We start from the raw sequence: 18,409 nt of genomic DNA on the forward strand, positions 1-18,409 counted from the left end.
GTGTGTAAGAGGTTTTGAGAAAAAACGTAATGGGAAACCGACACCGTAGAAAATAAAAAGGAGTGAATACTTTGGGCACCGATAAATCTTCTGAACCGGGCAAATAGAGTGCGAAATATGGAAGTATGGTTATTGCCATCAGTTGTTTGTTAACGTGCATTACAAGCTGGGGAGAGAATTGGATTCTTACGGTTGTTTTAGGGGGAGGCGTAGTGGTGTGTGGAACGATGGGTATTTTTGACCTTAAACAACATTTGAAGGAATGAATATCACTGAACCTATAGAAAAGGAAGATGTAAATATGGTGAAAAATAAAAAGTCTCTCATTGCTTCAGGTGTGCTGTTGATTATTTGCATGTCCCTCTATTTCCCGTTTCCAAATAATCAATTGCTTTACACGCGTACCACGTTCATGTCCTTTCCCATCTCAGATTACGATGGATACAATGTGCTCGCTATTATAGGATCTTTTTTATTCATCTTCGCCATTGTTTTACTTGTGAAGGGAATATCAAAATACCATGTAAGGACAGTGATCATCGTTTTGTTTGCTTATACACTATTCCCTTTGGGGATGGTTTGGATGTATCAGGAAACGTTAGCAACTGGAATTGCCGCCATATCTTATGATGGAAAGGGGACGTGTGACTTCGAACAGGTAAAGAACGAATTGTTTAAAGGAGAATGCAATCTCCTGATGACCAATCATAGCGGTCATCCCGTAACATTCGAGGTTGAATTCCTGGATACGTTCTTTCCGCTATCCGACACACGATTAACCTCACTCATGAATGAGAATGGTCCTGTGGAGATTACAATCGAAGCCAATCGTGAAAAAATGGTCAATCTGGAGGAAGTACTCGATTTATCCAATGTTCCCAATCATGTAGATGGAGCAAGCACGATGGATGTTCATTTTAAAATCTTGAATGGGGACAAAGAACGGGTTATGTAGTGGGGATTGAACACGTTTTGTACATAAGTATGCTTATAAAGATCACCAAATATACCGTCGTAAGGAGAATGACCCCTTGGAAGCTTCCCTCTTAGAATGGTTCAACACACTAGGCGTCTATGCCATCATAGTAAGCATTCTACTAAACATCATCATCAGTGTGCTTGGTGTCCTGCCAAGTGTCGCCATCACCGCTGTCAATATTGCGTTCTTCGGCTTTCAAGAAGGATTGGCCGTATCGATTGCAGGAGAAGCGCTCGGTGCCATCGTCAGCTTTTATTTATATCGCAGAGGCATGAATAAGTTTCTGCGCCATAAAGAAATCAACAGCAGATTATTGAAGCGAATGCAGCAATCGAGAGGGGGAGAAGCTTTTTTCCTCATCATCGCCCTTAGGATCTTTCCATTCATTCCATCAGGGCTCGTGACGTTGGCAGCCGCCGTCAGTAAAGTAGGGATCATCCAATATTCTGTTGCGAGTACATTAGGGAAGATGCCTGCACTTGTCATTGAAGCATATTCGATACAGCAGGTTCTCGTGTGGAATTGGAAAGGAAAAATCATCTTAAGTGGGTTTTTGCTTTTTCTTATTTGGCTTATTTTGACCGATAGGAAATCAGCAAAGAAGTGAGGCATGGGGACAGTCAACAAACGAAGAACCCTTAACGTCTTCTGTTACCTGATGGGTATAGGAGGGTCCATTTTTATCGTCAGAAATGCTGAAGGACACCTATTTAGTCCATACGCATAGAAAGGTGGCATGAGCATGTTAAAGAAAAGAATTCAACTTCCCCTGATCTATTTCGTGATATCTATCATATATCAGTGGCTCAAGAATGGGGAAATCAGATGTATGGAAAATAGTTCTATAGGTTTCTTCATGTTCATATTTGTATTACTATTTCATTGGGCGGAAAAGCCATTTAAGTGGAGTAGAAAGCAGCATTAAGTGGAAAGCAATTCTGATGAAGACAAAGGGGTTTTGGCGGGGCCGGTTGAGTAGTAGACGATGTCGATATAGCCGCATTACCGTTCCACCCGGTTTTCAAGATTGAAGACCCGCTTATCTATGTCAGTCAGTCTTGTATTTGTATAATGAAATTCAGATTCTATGCTCTGCCTCGTCACCTTTAACATCGCAATGATGTCTTCGGTTTGTGAGGCTTCAATCCGGTTGACGGTTTCCTTTATTTCCTTCACATCATCTTGAGTTGTCTTCAAATCAGAACTAATCTTGCGAACATCTGCCTGAGTTTCTTTCAAATCAGAACTCATGCTACGGACATCAGCTTGAGTCGTTTGCAGCTCACTCCGAAACTCTTTCATTTCACTTTTTAAATCCAATAATATTTCAAGTATTTGCTTTTCCATTTTTCTCACCTCCTTCATTTCATTATAAAATATAGACATCGGACAATCTACCTTAAACCTTTTCCTTTTTTGAAAGAGGAATAGGGACGGTGTGAACCGCCCATTGGCATCCTTAATCCCGCATGGCTCCCGCTTCCCGGGAAGTCATCGCACCCTGTCCTGCCGCTACATCTTTTTGAATTTGTTTTTTTACCTGCTGTGGGTCCGTCCCGGATGTCGTGGATGTCATCTTCGTTTGATCAGGTTTCTTCATCTACATTCACCTCCTTACGTTGGTAGTATGAGCGGTACGACCAGACGATATGAAAAATTTTCCCTTGTCCAGAAAAAGGAAGGGAGCTATAATAGAAAGGAATCTTACAAAATAAAGGAGGGAATATCATGCATACGTTCACTTTAGACATCAAAAAATACCGTGTATTAATGATGTCTATTATTGGAATTTCAGCCGTCCTCGGGACACGTCTGTCCTTTTTTAGCTGATTTTCCATAATGTGAACGAGTGTATGATTTCCTAGTATAGCGAGAGCCACGGGGAATGATTCCCTGTGGCTTTTTTTTGATTTTATGTAGCGATGGCGGCTAGGGAGTGACCGATTATTCAGCTGCTGAATCTAAGCAGATTATCAGCAGCTGAAACCCAAGCCGTTCGAGCTCATTTATTTTTTTGTTATGAGAGGACGAAATGAAATGATGAAAATACTGAAAACCAAAAATAATATCTATTTATTATACTTTTATCTCTTTTTTGCCCAACTGTTTTTCGACCGGGCATTATGGGTCATCTATCTTGGCGACAAGGGGATGACCTTAGGCGAAATCGGTGTACTGGAGGCCCTGCTTCATTTGGCCATCGTGTTATTCGAAGTGCCGACGGGGATGATCGCTGATTTGTATGGACGGAAGGTCAGTCTCGTGATTGGAAACCTGTTCAGTCTTCTGTATGGATTGTTTATGCTGCTCAGCGGCTCATTTTCCATGTTCACCTTGGCGTTTCTGTCCATGGGGCTCATGGTGACCCTTCATTCAGGGGCCGAGCAGGCATTTGCCTATGACACGCTGAAAAATGACAAACGGGAGAAGGATTATACCCGGGTGATCGGGAGCATGACGGCAATTTCCCTGTTATCCTTGAGCCTGGCGAAATTCCTCGGTGGTTTCATGGCCGAAGTCAGCTGGGAGTGGGTGTATGGGTCCACGATTTTCACCCATGTCCTGGCCGTGATTCCCCTTCTGTTCATGAAAGAACCGGAAAGGGAGAAGACCGAGGACATCGGCGGCCGCTGGTATCATCAGTGGGTCCATCAATTCCGGCTGGGGGTCAATGTGTGGAGGAATAACGGGGTCATTCATGCACCGGTTGTCCTCTTCATTCTTGCGAGTGCGGTCATGGTGATCATGGTATTCTACGGACAGGAATACTTCGTGGAGCTGGGCTATTCATCCATCGTCGTTGGAGCGGTGTTCACCGTTGAAGGTCTCCTTGGCGTCGTGATGGCAAAGCTCGCGTACAAGGTCGAGGAACGATTCAAATTCTTTAACATCCTTTATTACGGCTTAGGTCTTTTTCTTGTCTTTTTCATCCTGTTCATCTTTGCGACGGACTGGGCGATCCTGCTGTCGTTTTTGATTCTTGCACAACTCTTGAGCCTGTTCGAACCGATCTTCAGCTCGTTCGTGCAAAGCTTCCTGAAGAGCAATGTCAGATCCACATTCCTTTCCCTGATTGGGTTGATGGAGAGCTTCGTCATCATGATCAGTTTCCCGGTCTTCGGCTATGCCATTGAACAGACGGGGTTTACAGACGGATTTGCCTGGCTGCTGGTGATTTTCTTTGTACTGGCAGGCGGGTATCTGGTTGGACAAAGGATGATGATGAACAAGCGGTAAAGAAGGGGCTTCTCACTTTTGGTGGGAAGCTTTTTTGTTGAAAATAAATTTATCACGAGTAACTTACTCTTTTCTTATCATTCAATTGTTCACAAAATGTTCACTTATGCAGCCCACCCCTGACTCGCTATAATGACACAGTGTTCAAAAGAAGGGATGATAAAAATGCCAACAACAAAGAAGGAGAATCTATATTTTGGAATGATGATGTGCGCCGGAATGGTGGTGGTAATGACATTATATAACCTGCTTATCAATGGATTGATAGGGACCGTGAGCCTGGAAGGAATATTGGCTCAGCTTATCTCGGGGTTTGTGGTTGCGTTCCTCCTCGAGGTATTCATTGTCGGTCCGGTTGCGCATAAAATGGTGTTTTCTTTGCCATTCGACAAATCCAACGGTTTGTATGTGATTCTCTTTACCTCCCTGTTCATGGTGGTCGGGATGGTCAGCCTCATGTCTCTGTTTGGTTTGGGGACGGCCTATTTTTTTAACGGAATTGGAAACGAACCCATTCTGGAAAGCTATTTATCGATCGCTTCTAAAAATTTCATTTTTGCTCTCCCATTACAGCTCGTCATCATGGGACCCCTCATTCGATTTGTATTTGGCAGATTGGTGAAGAGGCAGGAAATAAGAGCTTGATTACTGAAACAAAAAGGGTAGCCATTGCTGCCTTTTTCTATCTCCACTTTTACCAATCTAACGAACGAGCTTCACAATCAATCACATTCATTAAATTTTAACCGTATACCTAGGTTCTTGAATGATTCCCTCTATAATCCCGGCTGGATGCCTAAGGGTAGTATCCAACAGATAAGGTTGGTTCGACGGGGTTGATTCAAGTTTGTCCAGCAAGAACAAAGAGCGTTCGACTGAATCATCATCTCCCCTTTTCCCTATGCGTTCTATCAGTGTTTCTTTATTTGCTCTTAGTACGATATATTTCAGGGTTACCTGTAAATCGGCAATATGATGACAAAACCAGTCCAGTTCTTCTTCTACCACGAAGTCAATGACGACATTGAAGTCATTTTGAATAAAGTTCCTGGTTAATGATAGGATACTCTCCCACGTTAAACGCAAACGCTCCTCCCAAGACGCTTCTGATGCGAAATCAAACATGTCGAGGATAGAGTCACCCTCAAGAAGCACACATTTCTTAACCTGTTGAGAAAGTAATTTGGAAGTGGTTGATTTTCCAACCCGACTGGACCTGAAAGAAGATAAATGCTTTTGGTTTCTGCTGTCACGTTTGAACATCCTTCCTATTCCATTTCATTCATTACAATCAGCATATCACCCTTCTCACTTCAGTAGAAGTCTGTTTATCCTCATGAAGCAGCCAGGAGCTTTTATCAAACAGGAATGAAAACTTGGGAATATTCTAAACTTTTCAATCATTAAAAAGGGAAAATATGTTAAAGTGAATATAGAAAGGGAGGGGTACTCATGTCATATGAAAAAGTGGAAAAAACGTTCCGTATGGTAGGGTTGAAAGGGGAAGGAACCTTTGCCGACTTCGGTACGGAGGTGCCGAAATTGGCCGGGCAGCTTCTGGAAAAGTTACATGAAGTAAACGCGGTGACGGGTCCAGAAATCGCTCTTTATGAACCCAAGAGGGATGAGAATCATTTGAAAGGGATTTATTATGTCGGGATCACAGTGGAAGAACCCCTCACCGACCTTCCTGAAGAGATGACGTATCTCGAACTGAAGGAAGATTATGCGACAACAAAAGGAGATGTCCATCACGTAGGCGATCTACACAGCCATTTAGTGAAGTGGATAGATGAAAAAGGATATCAGCGAAAAGCGGATGCGTATATCGTTGAGACGTATCGCCCAACAGAAGATGATGGGGAAGAAGTAGTGGTGTACTTGCCGCTTCAACCATAAAAAAAGGAGAAACCAACATGGGGACAGATCTTGTACATATATTAGAACTGATCAAACTGGGAGAAAAGCTTAAATCCGAAATGAGACACAGCTGGCTCTCGAACGGCAGACAGGAAAGCGTCGCCGAGCATACATGGAGGGTTTCCCTGATGGCCATGTTAATAGAACCATATTTAACAGGGAAAGTGGATACGGCGAAATTATTAAAGATGATCATCATCCACGATCTCGTCGAAGCAGAAGCCGGTGACATTCCGGCGTTTGATACGATGGATGACTCAGAAACAAAAAAGCAAAAGTTACTCAGTGAGAGGAAGTCCATTGAGAGGATTAGAGATATGCTGGGAAATGCCTTAGGCGAAGAATTTTACGAACTTTGGCATGAATTTGAAGAGAAAGAAACATATGAAGCCAAGGTCGCCAATGCATTGGATAAATTGGAAGCCCAGATCCAGCATAATGAAGCGGATATTTCTACGTGGCTTGAAGTTGAACACAGAATGAGTTTTATGATGGATAAGCATGTCGGGTTTGATCATACACTTCAGATGTTAAAAAATCTCATTGAAGATGAGGCAGATTTGAAGTTGAGGGAAGCTGGGATTGATACGGAGAAATTGAAAGCTTTGAAGGCGAATGTGTGAGTCAGCCAAAAAAATGAATGTGCAAATTGTCTTATTTTAAAATAATTGGATGGTTAAACAAGACGGTCAGTGGATATGCATACTTCTATGGGCATATAGATATGAACAGGAACTGACAGGGAGGCATTCAATGATGTCATTTAACATAGTTTCGCTGTTACTGATCGGAACGGTTGCGGCATGTGCTTTACAGGCTTTGCAAAAATACGAAAAAATCGGTTCTTTTTTTAATGTGAAGCTCTTTTTCGCTCTTACCCTTCTGTCTGCAGCATGCTGGATCATTGGTTTGGCCATAGGGGGATGGGGTGGCATGAGCCTCACCTCTGTAGGACTGAATGGTCTGGTGGTGGCTGTTTCAGGGCTGGTTAGTTCATTTCTTTTGAATATGGTGTTGGGGAAATAAAAAAAAGAACCGTTTGCTCCACTGAGTGACGAATGATTTTTGCTTCAACATATGTAGGTATGAGAAGGGGAGGGGTTTAGTTGAAAAAAATCCTGAGTGTTGGTTCATTCATTTTCTTTCTAATTGGTCTTGGATTATATAGTTTCTCTCTTTTAGGAAAGGACACATTCTTACTACCATCTGTCATCATCGCAGCCATTGGTTTTGTGGCAGCCTTGTTTGGTGAAAAAGTAATCTATAGAAAGCTCGGCTTGTTTGGAAATGGCCTCATATTGGTGGTTGGGCTGCTGATTCCCTTTATTGTGACGACGTTTTTTTGGAATAAACCTTGAGTGAACCACGGGGACAGGTACCTTGGTCCACTCCTGGGAGATGAGTGGGGACGGACCTTTTCTTATATAAGAAAGCAATGTCCTGATCCTTTCAATAAAAAGAGCTTATCCAAAAGGGTAAGCTTTTTCTGTAGATTCATCTTGAGTATTTTTCTTAATTTTGAAATAATTGGTATAAAGTGTTGCGGTAGCCAGCAAAGTTCCGGTACTGAGGGTGAGAAGGTTGAGGGAAATGATCAAAGACACAGAATTTTTTAGTGTGTACAGCTTATGCGACGGAGTCTATGCCGTTATCGCGAAGCCGGGCCGGGGCGCCTGGAGTAATGCGGGGATCGTAGACATGGGCGATGAGTTGCTGATTTACGATTCATTGGCCACTCCTTCCGCCGGGTATGAGTTACGGAGGGTGGCTGAAGAAATCACTGGGAAAAAAGTAAAGCTCCTGATCAACAGTCATTACCACGGAGATCACGTGTTCGGAAATCAAGCATTTGCGGATACAACGATTATCTCCACATCCCTCACAAGGGAATGGTGTGAAGATAAAAATAAAATCGTGGATGTGAAGAAAGAAATAGAAGAAACGGAAGAATATTTGAAGAAGCTGAAAGGTCAGATCGAAATCACTTCAAATAAAGTCATGAAGGCGAGTCTCACTAATCAATACAATGAAATGTCCGCCATCCTGCGAGACGTACCGACTATGAGGCTCGTGCTCCCGACCGTTCTTTTTGAAGATAAATTGGTGATACAAGGTGCCGATCGAACGGTAGAGCTGCACTGCTTGGGAGGAGGCCATACCCCTAGCGACACCTTTCTGTACTTACCACAGGAGAAGATCGGGTTTATGGGTGACCTGGTCACGGTCGATTTGCATGTACCGATTGATGACCCTGAAGCATTTAGTTCCATTTTAAAAGAGGTGAAACAACTGGGGATGGAGGCTGTCGTGCCTGGTCATGGGGATCCAGGGGGAAATGAATTGGTAAGTACAATGCAAAAGTATGTAGACTTCTTGATTCGAAAATCAAAAGAAGCCGTGACGAATCATGTGTCCCTTGAAGACTTTGTTTCAAATTTGGAAGTACCAGATGAGTATGCGGAATGGAAAGGTGTTTCTGGAATGAAGGGGAATCTTTCAAAAGTGTACGGATACTACAACGGAAAAAGTGGGTGAATTTGATGGATTTAGGCACTCCTATGGCCATAGGAAATACGGCAAACGTATATGTGGTTGAAAACAAGGTCTTCAAAGTGTTTCATGATTCCTTATCGGATACAGAATCCGCTCATGAGGCTTATAAGCAAAAGTATGCTTTTTCGTGTGGCCTTTCTGTACCGGAAATAGTGGATGTAACCAGAATAGATGGCAAACAGGTCATCATCATGGAACATATAAAAGGGCGGACGGTAGGAGACATTCTAACGGAGAACATGGATAAAGCGGAATATTATATGAACATTTCCGTCGATATACAAATGAACATACATAAGATCAAAGCGGATACCATCGAACCCATGTCTGAGAAATTAAACCGTCAAATAGCATCTGCCCCCCACTTGGATGTAGAACGTAAGTCTGCCTTAATCAAAAAACTAGATTCAATGACCTTCGAGGAAAGGCTCTGTCATGGGGATTTTCATTTATTCAACTTGATCATGTCGGATCATGAAGTCGCCATTATCGACTGGGTCGATTCCAGCAGAGGGGACATCCGGGCGGACGTTTATCGGACATATCTTTTATATTCCCAGGTTTCACCCGAATTGGCAGAGATGTATATGCGTCTCTATTGTGAAAAGAGCGGATTGCCAAGAGCGGAAATCGATCAATGGGCCCCCATGATAGCCGCAGCAAGATTGTCTGAAGGTGTGTCTTCGGAGGATCCCAAGCGTCTGTTGGATATTGTCCAACAGCTTTGATGGTGAAAAGAATCATGACCGTAAAAGGAGATGAATGGAGTGAAAGAGGATCAATTATTCAACCAGATGAATATGTGGAGGGGCTGGACGGTTGACTACCTTGGTACGATCCCAGAGGAAATGGCCGATCACATTCCATCTGGATACAACAACAATATCCGGTGGAATGCAGGTCATATTTTAGTGGGGTGGGATCATACGATGTTTCCGGCTATTAATCAAAAGAGGCGATTGCCGGATTCGTATCACAGGATGTTTCCGAGAGAAAGTAAGCCGCTGGACTGGACGGAAAAGCCTCCCTCAATGGATAAGCTGATTAAAGAGTTGGCTGAACAGGCCCTTTTTATTGAAGAAGCATGCAGGGGCCGGCTTGACGAACCGCTGAAGGAATCCTTTTTGGGGATGAAAACAGTCGGGGACATGGTTATTTTTCATATGAACCATGAAAGCCTTCATATGGGAATCATCAAAAGCATGAAGCAGGCTCTCTCAGTGAAAGGGGTGACAGGATGAAGTACATCATACGCAAAATGGAAAACGGGGATATCGACCAGGTGCAGGACGTGGCAAGAACAAGCTGGAATACTACATACGAAGACATCATTCCCCACAAGATCCAGGAACGTTTCCTGGACTCTGCATACAGCGATGACATGATGCGAAAGCGTCTGGACGTTTCTTCCCTGTATGTTGCTGAAATAGACGGAAAGATTGTCGGATTCGCTAATTTCTCTCCTGTAAAAGAAAAGGGGGAGGTGGAATTAGGGGCCATTTACTTGTATCAGGAATATCAGGGCAATGGGATTGGAACAGCCCTGCTTCAAGAAGGCATAAAGGACTTACATGGTGCCAGGTCAGTGTATATCAGTGTAGAAAAAGAAAATAAGACAGGAACACATTTTTACCGGGCCAAAGGATTTGACATCGTCTCAGAGTTTGATGACGATCTTGAAGGTCATATAACGAGGATGTATAGAATGGTTTTGACTGTATAAGGGTGCGTTTCGGGAAGTAATGGTTCATTAATTTAGCACAATCATATTTGGAGGGGATTTTACATGAAAGAAACATTATTAAGAATCGGAACAACGTATATTCCAGTTACAAATGTGGAGCGTTCAACCGAGTGGTACGTAACGAAATTGGATGCAGAAGTAAGCTACAAAGATGAAGATAAAGCGATTTTGAATCTTGCAAACCAAAGTATGTTCCTTGTTAAATCAAAGGAAAATCAAACGGCTAATTTCATAGATGTTCATGGTGAGGAACGTTTTTCCTTAACATTTGAAGTGAACGGGTTGGATGCTTTACAAACCCTCCATGGGGACTTTATCAGTAGTGGGATTGTAGTCGGGGAAATCGAAAACAGGGGTCACTCCGGAAGGAATTTTGTTTTCTACGATCCAGACGGGAATAAATTCGATGTGTGGAGTGAGCTCAGTCCGGTTTTCAGGGAGAAATATGTGATTCCCCAATAATCCTTAACATTGAGGGAAAGTTGAGTAGGTAGGAGATTGTTATGACTTTTACATTTGAAATGATGAATCAGGAACAAGCCGAAGACATTGCCTATAATTGGCACTATGATGGAGAATATTCTTTTTATGATATGGAAGCCGATGAAGATGATTTAGCTGAATTTTTAGACTCAGGCACTAGAGGTGACTCTGTGTTTGCCGTTCTGAAAGAGGATGAACTTATTGGGTTTTTCAGTATTAATAAAGTGGGTCCGGACATATGTGATATAGGATTAGGGTTGAGACCGGATTTGACTGGTAAAGGAATGGGGTTGGAGTTTTTGAATTCTGGTATTGATTTCGTCCAGTCAAGATTCAATCCCGTAAAGATTACGTTATCAGTAGCAACTTTTAATCAAAGGGCCATAAAAACGTACAGAAGAATAGGGTTTAAGGATATTGAAACTTTTATGCAAGATACGAATGGAAGCACTTTTGAATTTTTGAAAATGGGGTTCGAGTGCTGAGTTGGTCTTGTATCTATATCATTGGCACTCCATCTTCAGGCGCTTTTCCCGGGAGAAACAATTAAAGTAGGTTATCGTTTGAAAAATAAACATATGAAAAAGAAAAGGTGACTCCTACATCCTACTTCAAGTGGACAAGGGATTCACCTTTTTGGGGATTATTGTATAACGTTTTTTTCAATCACAAGTGACAGACTATCAGCTATTTGCTGATAAGTAGCATCATTTGGATGGAAGTTGTCACTTGAAAGATCGCGTTTGGCATCCGTAATCAAATTGAAGGTATCCACCACTTGAACGTCGTATTTCAAGCCTAATGTGCGGGCGGATTCATTCCATTTTTGGATGACAGAATCAAAGGAATCCCCGTCCGGTAATTCCTTAAAGGGATTATATAGTCCCATATAGAGGATGACGGCATCCTTATTTATGTCACGAATGGTTTTAAACGTTTTTTCCAGGTTAGGAATTTCGGTTTCCAGAATGTCAAGGGCGGCAGCTTCTGAATAATTGTTTAAAATCTCACCGGAATTAAAGAGGTTATTTCCACCGATCGTGATGGAAATGATTTTGGCGTCCTTAAGAGATCGCTTGACCTCCTTTTGTTCTAACTGGGCCAGTAAATCTTCAATCCTGGCACCCCGTATACCTAAGTTTTGGTACCGCTCCACCGTATTGGTTTCTTTAAGTGAATCTCCAACCAGCGGGACAAAGCCTTCTCCTTTTGAAGATCCCACCCCTCTTGTCAATGAGTCGCCAAGTGCAATATACGTTTCTCCAGGAGTAGCGGGAGCTTCTTCTGATTCTGCTGCTATCTTCTCTTGGGGAGGGTTGGCGATATCCGAATAGGCTCTTGCAAATCCATAACCAAATAGGACGGTCAGCGCAAGGGAAAGGGTGATAAATAGTTGCCACATCCATTTTTTCATCTCTAAAATCTCTCCTTCTATTATGATTGTACCAACTTTTACTCATGCTGAGTATTGAAAAGAGCAATTGAGAAAAAAGTTCGTTAGAATAGATGTAGGGTGATGATATGAGCATAAAGCCAACTGTTCAATTGAAAAACGTAACGAAAGTAATAGGGAAAAAGACGATTATTGATAATATATCATTTGACATCTATCCAGGAGAAGTATTTGGATTCCTTGGGCCCAATGGTGCCGGGAAAACGACTACGATCCGGATGATCGTCGGTCTGATCAAGCCAACATCGGGAGTCATCAAAATCTGTGACTTTGATGTGAGAAAGCAATTTGTACAGGCGATGCAGCGCCTCGGTTCGATCGTAGAAAATCCAGAATTATATAAGTATTTGAGCGGTCGGGAAAATCTGCAGCTATTTGCACGGATGCTGCCTGATGTGGACAGTGAACGAATACAGGAGGTCATTGATCTGGTTGATCTGACTGCACGAATTGATGACCAGGTACAGACCTATTCACTTGGGATGCGTCAGAGGCTCGGGATTGCACAAGCATTGTTGGGCCGGCCGGATGTGCTTATCTTGGATGAACCTACGAATGGGTTGGATCCAATGGGCATAAAGGACCTTCGTACATTTATCAGGAAACTGGTCGACGAAACGGGTCTTTCCGTTCTTGTATCCAGTCATATATTAAGTGAAATCGAAATGCTTGCCGATCGAGTGGCGATCATGAGCCGTGGGAGAATCGTGAAGGTAGGCACGGTAAGAGATTTAGTGGATGCATTGTCATCAGGTGTGGACTGGAGAGTCAATGATGCTTTTCGTGCACTTGATCTCTTTAAAGCATCTCCCTATGTCCAATCTGCAGAACTGTACGATGATCATACGATCCATACTCTTATGGATGAAAACAAGACGTCGCTCCTGAATGAATCTTTACTACAGGCGGGAATCGAGGTATGGACAATTGAAAGGAAGGTCCAGACATTGGAGGACTTATTTATTCGTTTGACAGGGGGCGATCATATTGTCTAATCCAAATATGATTGGTCTGATTCATAATGAAGTCATGAAAATTGCTTCCAAAAAACGCTTTGCGGTTGTCATCGCGATCTTAATCATTCTAGTCTCCATGTTTACCTATGCACAATACCGGGAGATACAAGAGAAGATTGAAAAGCAGGGTACGCTGGACTGGAGGGTGGAGCTGCAGCAGGAGATCGTCGATCGGCAAAACCGGCTGGCATCCAGTGGGATCCAGGATGAGGCAAGGCAATTCCTCGAATTGGATTTGAAGCAAAAGCAGTACTACTTGGACAACAATATTAATCCGAACTATCCTGGAGCACCTACCTTCATCCGTATTTTTTTCTCACAGGGACTCACACTGGTCCTGCCTTTACTCATCATTATCATTATGGCTGATGTTGTGAGTGGGGAATACAATGATGGGACCATCAAGACATTATTATCCCGACCGATCAAACGATGGAAGATCCTGATGGCCAAATGGCTGACCGTTTTGCTGTATACATCGATGCTGATAGCAGCTACTGTCGTTGTCTGCTATGGGATTTCAGGGATTGTCCTCGGATATGATGGCTGGACGGCACCTATTCTGACGGGCTTTCAAGCTTCTCCATCGGGTGAATTTTCGACGACCTATATCCATACCCTCCCGATGTGGGAATGCTTACTGATGTCAGCGGGTCTTGCATGGGTCGTTACAGCGACTGTTGCAACCATAAGCCTGATGATTTCAGTACTTGTGAAAAATACAGCAACTGGTATCGGAGCGATGATGGCTGTGTTGATTGCAGGCACCCTCTTATCTTCCATCGGTTCTAGCTGGACGAGCTCAAAGTATTTGGTGAACTTGAATTTTGATCTGATCAATTACTTGGAAGGTCAAGCTCCCCCGATCGAAGGGATGTCACTTCCGTTTTCATTAACCGTACTTGCAGTATGGACTGTCGCTTGCCTTGCCGTTGCGCTTTGGAATTTTACTCAGAAGGATATGTATTAAGTGCATCATGTAGCAAGGTTATTGATGCTTATTCAGATCGTAATAGAAGATTAACCCAAAAAGAAGCCACCCTCCACGAACATAGAGGGTGGCTTCTTTCATTTTATGCTACTTCCGTTTCTTCCTTTTCCCCAGTCCCTTTAGACTTAAAGCTGATGTAGAATAGGACGGCGAGAAGGACGATGATGGAAACGAAAACCATCATATTGGATTCAATCAAGGTGACGAGATTACCGAGTACGATTCCGATCAATCCGAAATCTGCATCTCCGAATGTTGTCCCCTGGAATCCTAAATTCCCTAAAACAGGGAGCAAGAGGGCCGGCAGGAAGCTGATCATGACACCGTTCGCCATTGAACCCATGACAGCACCCCTGCGTCCGCCGGTTGCATTACCAAACACTCCGGCAGCTGCACCTGTGAAGAAGTGAGGGACAAGGCCCGGAACGATTACTTTCAAACCTAGTAAAGGCAAGAAAAGCATGCTGACAAGACCGGCGATGAAGCTGAATAGAAATCCGATGATGACGGCGTTCCCTGCGAATGGGAAGATGGCCGGGCAATCGAGTGCCGGTTTGGCATTCGGGACGATTTTGTCCGCAATCCCTTTGAATGCCGGGACGATTTCACCAAGGAGCATGCGTACCCCGGCTAAAATGATATACACACCAACGGCAAAGGTGATCCCCTGCATAAAGGCGAATACCAGGAAGTTCTGTCCGCCGCTTAATTCTCCTTCAACGAAGGCAGGACCAGCTGCGCCTGCTACGACGAAGAACAGGATGACCATCGTCAGGGATACTGAGACGGATGTGTCACGGAGAAATCCGAGTGACTTTGGCACCTTGATCTCCTCTGTCGATTTCGACCCTTTCCCAACCGCTTTACCGACTGCAGCCGAAACGAGATACCCGATTGATCCGAAGTGACCAACGGCAAAGTCATCCGACCCGGTGACTTTGCGGGTGAAAGGCTGAAGCATAGCAGGTGACAGGACCATGAGTGCTCCAAGGATGATCGAACCGAGAATGATCAATGGTACTCCGGTGAATCCTCCTGTGGTTAAGATGACCGCGATCAAGCAGGCCATGAACATGGTATGATGTCCGGTTAAGAAGATGTATTTAAAAGGACTGAATCGTGCAATGACAATATTGACTACCATACCGAACAGCATGATCATCGCGGTCTCCGTACCGAAGCTTTCCTGTGCAAGGGCCACGATCGCTTCGTTGTTCGGGATCACCCCGTCGACCTCGAACGCATGATTGAACATGCTGCTGAATTGCCCCAGGGACTGGACGAGTACATTCGCACCCGCCCCGAGGATGACGAAGCCCATGACTGTTTTCAATGTCCCGGACACGACATCCCCTGAATTCTTTCGTTGAAAGAGGAGACCGATTAAGGCGAATAGACCGACAAGGATTGCAGGTGTACCGAGTATATCCTTCATAATGATATCAACCATTTGTATCGCTCCTTTCTTGTTCAAAGTGGTCTAGATATTTTGTTCCAACGCTGTGCGGAGTTCGTTCTTATCCATCAGGTTCTTCAACTTCACCACATTTTTGCGGCCGTCTTCCAGGCTTTCGACGATATCCTCAGATCCCAGGAAAAGATCCGCCTGTTCTGTCTTCGCTGTTGTCAGATCCGTGTGGGAAACTTCTGCTTCCTTCCCCATATCCTTGAGTGCTGCTTTCACGTTCATCTCTACGATCATGCTGCTTCCTAATCCATTTCCACATACGACTAATACTTTTTTCATTTTGATTTCCTCCTCAGATTTATACTTCTACGGCTTGGTTGATTAATTCGATGACGGTTTCTTGATCACTTGCTGCGATCAACCGTTCGACGTTGCTTTCATTCGATAATAATTCCGTAAGCTGTGCCAGGGCCTTCAAGTGGGTTTGATTATCAATCGCCGCGAGCACGATGATGAGCTGGGCGCGGTGCTTTTCTTTTTCGGAAAAATAAACGGGTTCCTCAAGTCGCAGGAAGCTCATCCCAAGCTGTTCGACGCCTGTCTCCGGACGGGCATGGGGGATGGCGATGTTCGGTGCAATGACGATGTAAGGACCCAATTCCTTCACGTTTGTGATCATCGCGTCCACGTAGTCCGGACGGATCGATTGTTGATCGACGAGGGGCTCACTCGCGATCCGGATGGCTTCCTCCCAACTTGTGACACGTTCTTTCAGCTGTATCGTCTGTTCTGTCAGTAATTCATTAAGCATAGGCTTTCTGAGCTCCTTTATCGTGGGAGTAGTTTGTTCTAAAAGCTGGACCAGTTCTCTCTTCAGTGCGTCCTCTTCATGGACGGTCGCGTGACGCTTGATCACGTCCATCAGAAGGTCGGTCCGGTTCTTTTCCGTCGGCTTCGAGTCGAAAAGCTCGTTCATCCTCTGCATGACCCGTTCCTTTTCAAGATTCGTCAAGATCGCGGGAACGTGGATGACGGGAATGTCTTTTTCTTTTATATAATTGGTGGAAAAAATAATATCCGCCTCGTACGTGTTCGTTCGATACTCCCTCATGGAAAGAGTCGTGATGACATTGAGCCCGGCAATCAGATTCTCGAGCTGGGTACGGAGCATATTCGATGTCCCGATCCCGTTTTCACAGACGATGAGGGCCTTGAACTTCGTCTCGACCTTCTTCTTCTCTTTCGTCAACCATCCTCCGAAGTGCAGGGTGATATAGGCCACTTCTTCATCGGGTACAGCTTTTCCGACATACAGTTCCAGATGTCTCATCACCCGCTTTGTCAGGTGGAAGATGTCCGGGTACGTCGTTTGAATGCTGTCGGACAGATCATTCGCGATCGAGAGCCCGTATTTCAGCCGGTAAAACGTCGGTTTAATATGAGAGATCAGGTTTTCCTCGAGTCCCTTTTTGTCATCGAACACGACACAGGAGTAAAGCTGGAAATCATGGATCATCCGTTGAACGACTTCCTTCAGCCCTGATAGTTCCTGTTCCGTATAGCGGTTGAAATTATCCTGCTGAACTTTGGATCCAAGCAGGTTCATCGTGATGAAGCAAACCTCATCATCTGGAAATGTGACGTCAAGCTTATTGGTGATATGAAGAGCTGCCCTGTAAGCTTCAGTCTGCTTCAAGACTTCTTTTTCCGCTTCCGGGACTGAAATGTACTTGTGCAATTCGATCCGCTTCATGATCATGAGGATCTGAAGCGACAGGATCTCGACCATTTCATCCGTCAGGGTCAACCCCAATTCCTTTTCGGCTTCATAAAGAACTTCCCTCACCAGACGCCTCTGCTCGGTTTCCTGTGACCACGTGTCTGCTTCCGGCTGAATCATCCTGTGAACCTCATTCCGGACATTCTGCCAATCCTGATGGGAGAAGATGGTCGCAAGGATCGTGGAAAGCATCGTCCGCTTTGCTTCCTCAGGTCCGCTCAACCGGTAGCCTGAACCTTTCTTATAATAAAGGTCCAGACCCGCTTCACGAAATTCCTTCTTAATGTCTTTAATCACCTTTGCGATCGTCCCCCGGCTCATGCTCGTCAAATCCATGAACCGCTGCATCGAAGCATCCTGTTCCTCCAAAAGGATGGAGGCTTTAATCAGAACTTCGCGCTCTTCTTTCGATAACTGATACTGCCAGTCTTCGAAACTCTGATCCTTCGAAACCATCAACTGCGATTTCGATTCAGGGGGTAAGAATAATCCTTTCCCATGCTGACTCTCGATCGGTTCCAACCCTTCCGTCCTCAACCAGCTGTTGATCTGATCGAGGTCGTAATAGATGGTCCTTTGGGACAGGTTCATCCTGGCGACCAGTTCCTTTGTGGGAACCGGGTCGGGTGAATGCTGAATGATGGATAATAAGTGTGCACGTCTTTTATCCAATACCATGAGGGTCCTCCTCTAGTTAATTTTGCATATTTATATTCTTGTTTAGTAGATGATCATCTTATAAATCTATTATATAGGCTATTTGTCGGGAATGAAAGGGGTTTCACTGTGTAGAGTTCGTAAGGGTTATTTTTGCAAAGTTGAACAGTTGGGGAAGGTAGGCATCA

At 44.2% G+C, this 18,409-nt stretch carries 23 protein-coding genes; 16 read left to right on the top strand and 7 right to left on the bottom strand.

Going from position 1 to position 18,409, the window contains the following annotated elements; all coding sequences use genetic code 11:
* The first annotated feature begins 301 nt into the window (after positions 1-301).
* The gene (locus CN378_RS18555; protein WP_098353977.1) at positions 302-955 is read left to right on the top strand and encodes a hypothetical protein; all 654 of its coding nucleotides are present in this window, start codon (positions 302-304) and stop codon (positions 953-955) included.
* Between the two features lie 76 nt (positions 956-1,031).
* Positions 1,032-1,586 carry a TVP38/TMEM64 family protein gene (locus CN378_RS18560; RefSeq protein WP_098353978.1) on the top strand — a complete coding sequence of 185 codons (555 nt, stop codon included), beginning with the start codon at positions 1,032-1,034 and terminating at the stop codon, positions 1,584-1,586.
* Between the two features lie 395 nt (positions 1,587-1,981).
* Here CN378_RS18560 and CN378_RS18570 read toward each other — a convergent pair whose 3' ends face one another.
* The gene (locus CN378_RS18570; RefSeq protein WP_098353980.1) at positions 1,982-2,326 is read right to left on the bottom strand and encodes a hypothetical protein; all 345 of its coding nucleotides are present in this window, start codon (positions 2,324-2,326) and stop codon (positions 1,982-1,984) included.
* Between the two features lie 112 nt (positions 2,327-2,438).
* Positions 2,439-2,579, bottom strand: a complete 141-nt coding sequence (locus tag CN378_RS22745) for a hypothetical protein (RefSeq protein ID WP_179884980.1) — start codon at positions 2,577-2,579, stop codon at positions 2,439-2,441.
* Between the two features lie 437 nt (positions 2,580-3,016).
* On the opposite strand from CN378_RS22745, the gene CN378_RS18575 reads away from it, so the two are divergent.
* On the top strand, positions 3,017-4,216 hold the full coding sequence (locus tag CN378_RS18575) for an MFS transporter (protein ID WP_257141203.1): 1,200 nt from the start codon (positions 3,017-3,019) through the stop codon (positions 4,214-4,216).
* 165 nt (positions 4,217-4,381) lie between these two features.
* On the top strand, positions 4,382-4,861 hold the full coding sequence (locus CN378_RS18580; protein WP_098353981.1) for a DUF2798 domain-containing protein: 480 nt from the start codon (positions 4,382-4,384) through the stop codon (positions 4,859-4,861).
* Between the two features lie 90 nt (positions 4,862-4,951).
* Here the strand turns inward: CN378_RS18580 and CN378_RS18585 are convergent, their stop codons facing one another.
* Positions 4,952-5,479: a P-loop nucleotide/nucleoside kinase family protein gene (locus CN378_RS18585; protein ID WP_257141204.1), complete on the bottom strand. Its 528-nt coding sequence runs from the start codon at positions 5,477-5,479 to the stop codon at positions 4,952-4,954.
* A 189-nt stretch (positions 5,480-5,668) separates the two neighbouring features.
* Here CN378_RS18585 and CN378_RS18590 point away from each other — a divergent pair, with 189 nt between their 5' ends.
* The 10 genes from CN378_RS18590 (at position 5,669) to CN378_RS18635 (ending at position 11,401) form a co-directional block, all read left to right on the top strand.
* Positions 5,669-6,115, top strand: a complete 447-nt coding sequence (locus CN378_RS18590) for a GyrI-like domain-containing protein (protein ID WP_098353982.1) — start codon at positions 5,669-5,671, stop codon at positions 6,113-6,115.
* 17 nt (positions 6,116-6,132) lie between these two features.
* Positions 6,133-6,759 (top strand): HD domain-containing protein, encoded by a 627-nt coding sequence (locus CN378_RS18595; RefSeq protein WP_098353983.1) that lies wholly within the window; start codon positions 6,133-6,135, stop codon positions 6,757-6,759.
* 133 nt (positions 6,760-6,892) lie between these two features.
* Positions 6,893-7,162 carry a hypothetical protein gene (locus CN378_RS18600; RefSeq protein WP_179884981.1) on the top strand — a complete coding sequence of 90 codons (270 nt, stop codon included), beginning with the start codon at positions 6,893-6,895 and terminating at the stop codon, positions 7,160-7,162.
* Positions 7,163-7,242: 80 nt separating this feature from the next.
* On the top strand, positions 7,243-7,494 hold the full coding sequence (locus CN378_RS18605) for a hypothetical protein (RefSeq protein WP_257141205.1): 252 nt from the start codon (positions 7,243-7,245) through the stop codon (positions 7,492-7,494).
* Between the two features lie 232 nt (positions 7,495-7,726).
* Complete coding sequence (locus CN378_RS18610) at positions 7,727-8,671, top strand: MBL fold metallo-hydrolase (protein ID WP_098353985.1); 945 nt, start codon at positions 7,727-7,729, stop codon at positions 8,669-8,671.
* 5 nt (positions 8,672-8,676) lie between these two features.
* Entirely contained in the window at positions 8,677-9,417 is a 741-nt protein-coding gene (locus tag CN378_RS18615) for a phosphotransferase family protein (RefSeq protein WP_098353986.1), read from the top strand.
* Between the two features lie 39 nt (positions 9,418-9,456).
* Positions 9,457-9,930: a DinB family protein gene (locus tag CN378_RS18620; RefSeq protein ID WP_098353987.1), complete on the top strand. Its 474-nt coding sequence runs from the start codon at positions 9,457-9,459 to the stop codon at positions 9,928-9,930.
* Entirely contained in the window at positions 9,927-10,412 is a 486-nt protein-coding gene (locus CN378_RS18625; RefSeq protein ID WP_098353988.1) for a GNAT family N-acetyltransferase, read from the top strand. Before CN378_RS18620 ends, CN378_RS18625 begins: the two co-directional genes overlap by 4 nt.
* A gap of 63 nt (positions 10,413-10,475) precedes the next feature.
* The gene (locus tag CN378_RS18630; RefSeq protein ID WP_098353989.1) at positions 10,476-10,895 is read left to right on the top strand and encodes a VOC family protein; all 420 of its coding nucleotides are present in this window, start codon (positions 10,476-10,478) and stop codon (positions 10,893-10,895) included.
* Positions 10,896-10,936: 41 nt separating this feature from the next.
* Positions 10,937-11,401, top strand: a complete 465-nt coding sequence (locus tag CN378_RS18635; protein ID WP_098353990.1) for a GNAT family N-acetyltransferase — start codon at positions 10,937-10,939, stop codon at positions 11,399-11,401.
* A gap of 158 nt (positions 11,402-11,559) precedes the next feature.
* On the opposite strand, the gene CN378_RS18640 is transcribed toward CN378_RS18635, so the two are convergent.
* On the bottom strand, positions 11,560-12,330 hold the full coding sequence (locus CN378_RS18640; protein WP_098353991.1) for an SGNH/GDSL hydrolase family protein: 771 nt from the start codon (positions 12,328-12,330) through the stop codon (positions 11,560-11,562).
* Between the two features lie 107 nt (positions 12,331-12,437).
* Here CN378_RS18640 and CN378_RS18645 point away from each other — a divergent pair, with 107 nt between their 5' ends.
* Together CN378_RS18645 and CN378_RS18650 are read left to right on the top strand one after the other, a co-directional pair.
* A complete protein-coding gene (locus CN378_RS18645; RefSeq protein ID WP_483295099.1) occupies positions 12,438-13,364 on the top strand; it encodes an ABC transporter ATP-binding protein in 927 nt (308 codons plus the stop codon).
* The gene (locus tag CN378_RS18650) at positions 13,357-14,355 is read left to right on the top strand and encodes an ABC transporter permease (RefSeq protein WP_098353992.1); all 999 of its coding nucleotides are present in this window, start codon (positions 13,357-13,359) and stop codon (positions 14,353-14,355) included. Before CN378_RS18645 ends, CN378_RS18650 begins: the two co-directional genes overlap by 8 nt.
* 103 nt (positions 14,356-14,458) lie before the next feature.
* On the opposite strand, the gene CN378_RS18655 is transcribed toward CN378_RS18650, so the two are convergent.
* Genes CN378_RS18655 through CN378_RS18665 form a run of 3 tightly spaced genes read right to left on the bottom strand, consistent with a single transcriptional unit; the run spans position 14,459 to position 18,242 of the window.
* Positions 14,459-15,826 (bottom strand): PTS ascorbate transporter subunit IIC, encoded by a 1,368-nt coding sequence (locus CN378_RS18655; RefSeq protein WP_098353993.1) that lies wholly within the window; start codon positions 15,824-15,826, stop codon positions 14,459-14,461.
* 30 nt (positions 15,827-15,856) lie between these two features.
* Positions 15,857-16,123 (bottom strand): PTS sugar transporter subunit IIB, encoded by a 267-nt coding sequence (locus CN378_RS18660; RefSeq protein WP_098353994.1) that lies wholly within the window; start codon positions 16,121-16,123, stop codon positions 15,857-15,859.
* A 19-nt stretch (positions 16,124-16,142) separates the two neighbouring features.
* On the bottom strand, positions 16,143-18,242 hold the full coding sequence (locus CN378_RS18665) for a BglG family transcription antiterminator (protein ID WP_098353995.1): 2,100 nt from the start codon (positions 18,240-18,242) through the stop codon (positions 16,143-16,145).
* Positions 18,243-18,409: the final 167 nt, after the last annotated feature.

Source organism: Bacillus sp. AFS015802 (assembly GCF_002561455.1).
Classification (GTDB): Bacteria; Bacillota; Bacilli; order Bacillales; family Bacillaceae_B; genus Rossellomorea.

Coding starts and splice junctions, on each gene's coding strand:
- CN378_RS18615 (WP_098353986.1), top strand. CDS start 8,677: ATGGATTTAGGCACTCCTATGGCCATAGGAAATACGGCAAACGTATAT.
- CN378_RS18570 (WP_098353980.1), bottom strand. CDS start 2,326: ATGGAAAAGCAAATACTTGAAATATTATTGGATTTAAAAAGTGAAATG.
- CN378_RS18595 (WP_098353983.1), top strand. CDS start 6,133: ATGGGGACAGATCTTGTACATATATTAGAACTGATCAAACTGGGAGAA.
- CN378_RS18645 (WP_483295099.1), top strand. CDS start 12,438: ATGAGCATAAAGCCAACTGTTCAATTGAAAAACGTAACGAAAGTAATA.
- CN378_RS18630 (WP_098353989.1), top strand. CDS start 10,476: ATGAAAGAAACATTATTAAGAATCGGAACAACGTATATTCCAGTTACA.
- CN378_RS18590 (WP_098353982.1), top strand. CDS start 5,669: ATGTCATATGAAAAAGTGGAAAAAACGTTCCGTATGGTAGGGTTGAAA.
- CN378_RS18655 (WP_098353993.1), bottom strand. CDS start 15,826: ATGGTTGATATCATTATGAAGGATATACTCGGTACACCTGCAATCCTT.
- CN378_RS18610 (WP_098353985.1), top strand. CDS start 7,727: ATGATCAAAGACACAGAATTTTTTAGTGTGTACAGCTTATGCGACGGA.
- CN378_RS18575 (WP_257141203.1), top strand. CDS start 3,017: ATGATGAAAATACTGAAAACCAAAAATAATATCTATTTATTATACTTT.
- CN378_RS18585 (WP_257141204.1), bottom strand. CDS start 5,479: ATGTTCAAACGTGACAGCAGAAACCAAAAGCATTTATCTTCTTTCAGG.
- CN378_RS18640 (WP_098353991.1), bottom strand. CDS start 12,330: ATGAAAAAATGGATGTGGCAACTATTTATCACCCTTTCCCTTGCGCTG.
- CN378_RS18665 (WP_098353995.1), bottom strand. CDS start 18,242: ATGGTATTGGATAAAAGACGTGCACACTTATTATCCATCATTCAGCAT.
- CN378_RS18600 (WP_179884981.1), top strand. CDS start 6,893: ATGTCATTTAACATAGTTTCGCTGTTACTGATCGGAACGGTTGCGGCA.
- CN378_RS18555 (WP_098353977.1), top strand. CDS start 302: ATGGTGAAAAATAAAAAGTCTCTCATTGCTTCAGGTGTGCTGTTGATT.
- CN378_RS18660 (WP_098353994.1), bottom strand. CDS start 16,123: ATGAAAAAAGTATTAGTCGTATGTGGAAATGGATTAGGAAGCAGCATG.
- CN378_RS18580 (WP_098353981.1), top strand. CDS start 4,382: ATGCCAACAACAAAGAAGGAGAATCTATATTTTGGAATGATGATGTGC.
- CN378_RS18635 (WP_098353990.1), top strand. CDS start 10,937: ATGACTTTTACATTTGAAATGATGAATCAGGAACAAGCCGAAGACATT.
- CN378_RS18625 (WP_098353988.1), top strand. CDS start 9,927: ATGAAGTACATCATACGCAAAATGGAAAACGGGGATATCGACCAGGTG.
- CN378_RS22745 (WP_179884980.1), bottom strand. CDS start 2,579: ATGAAGAAACCTGATCAAACGAAGATGACATCCACGACATCCGGGACG.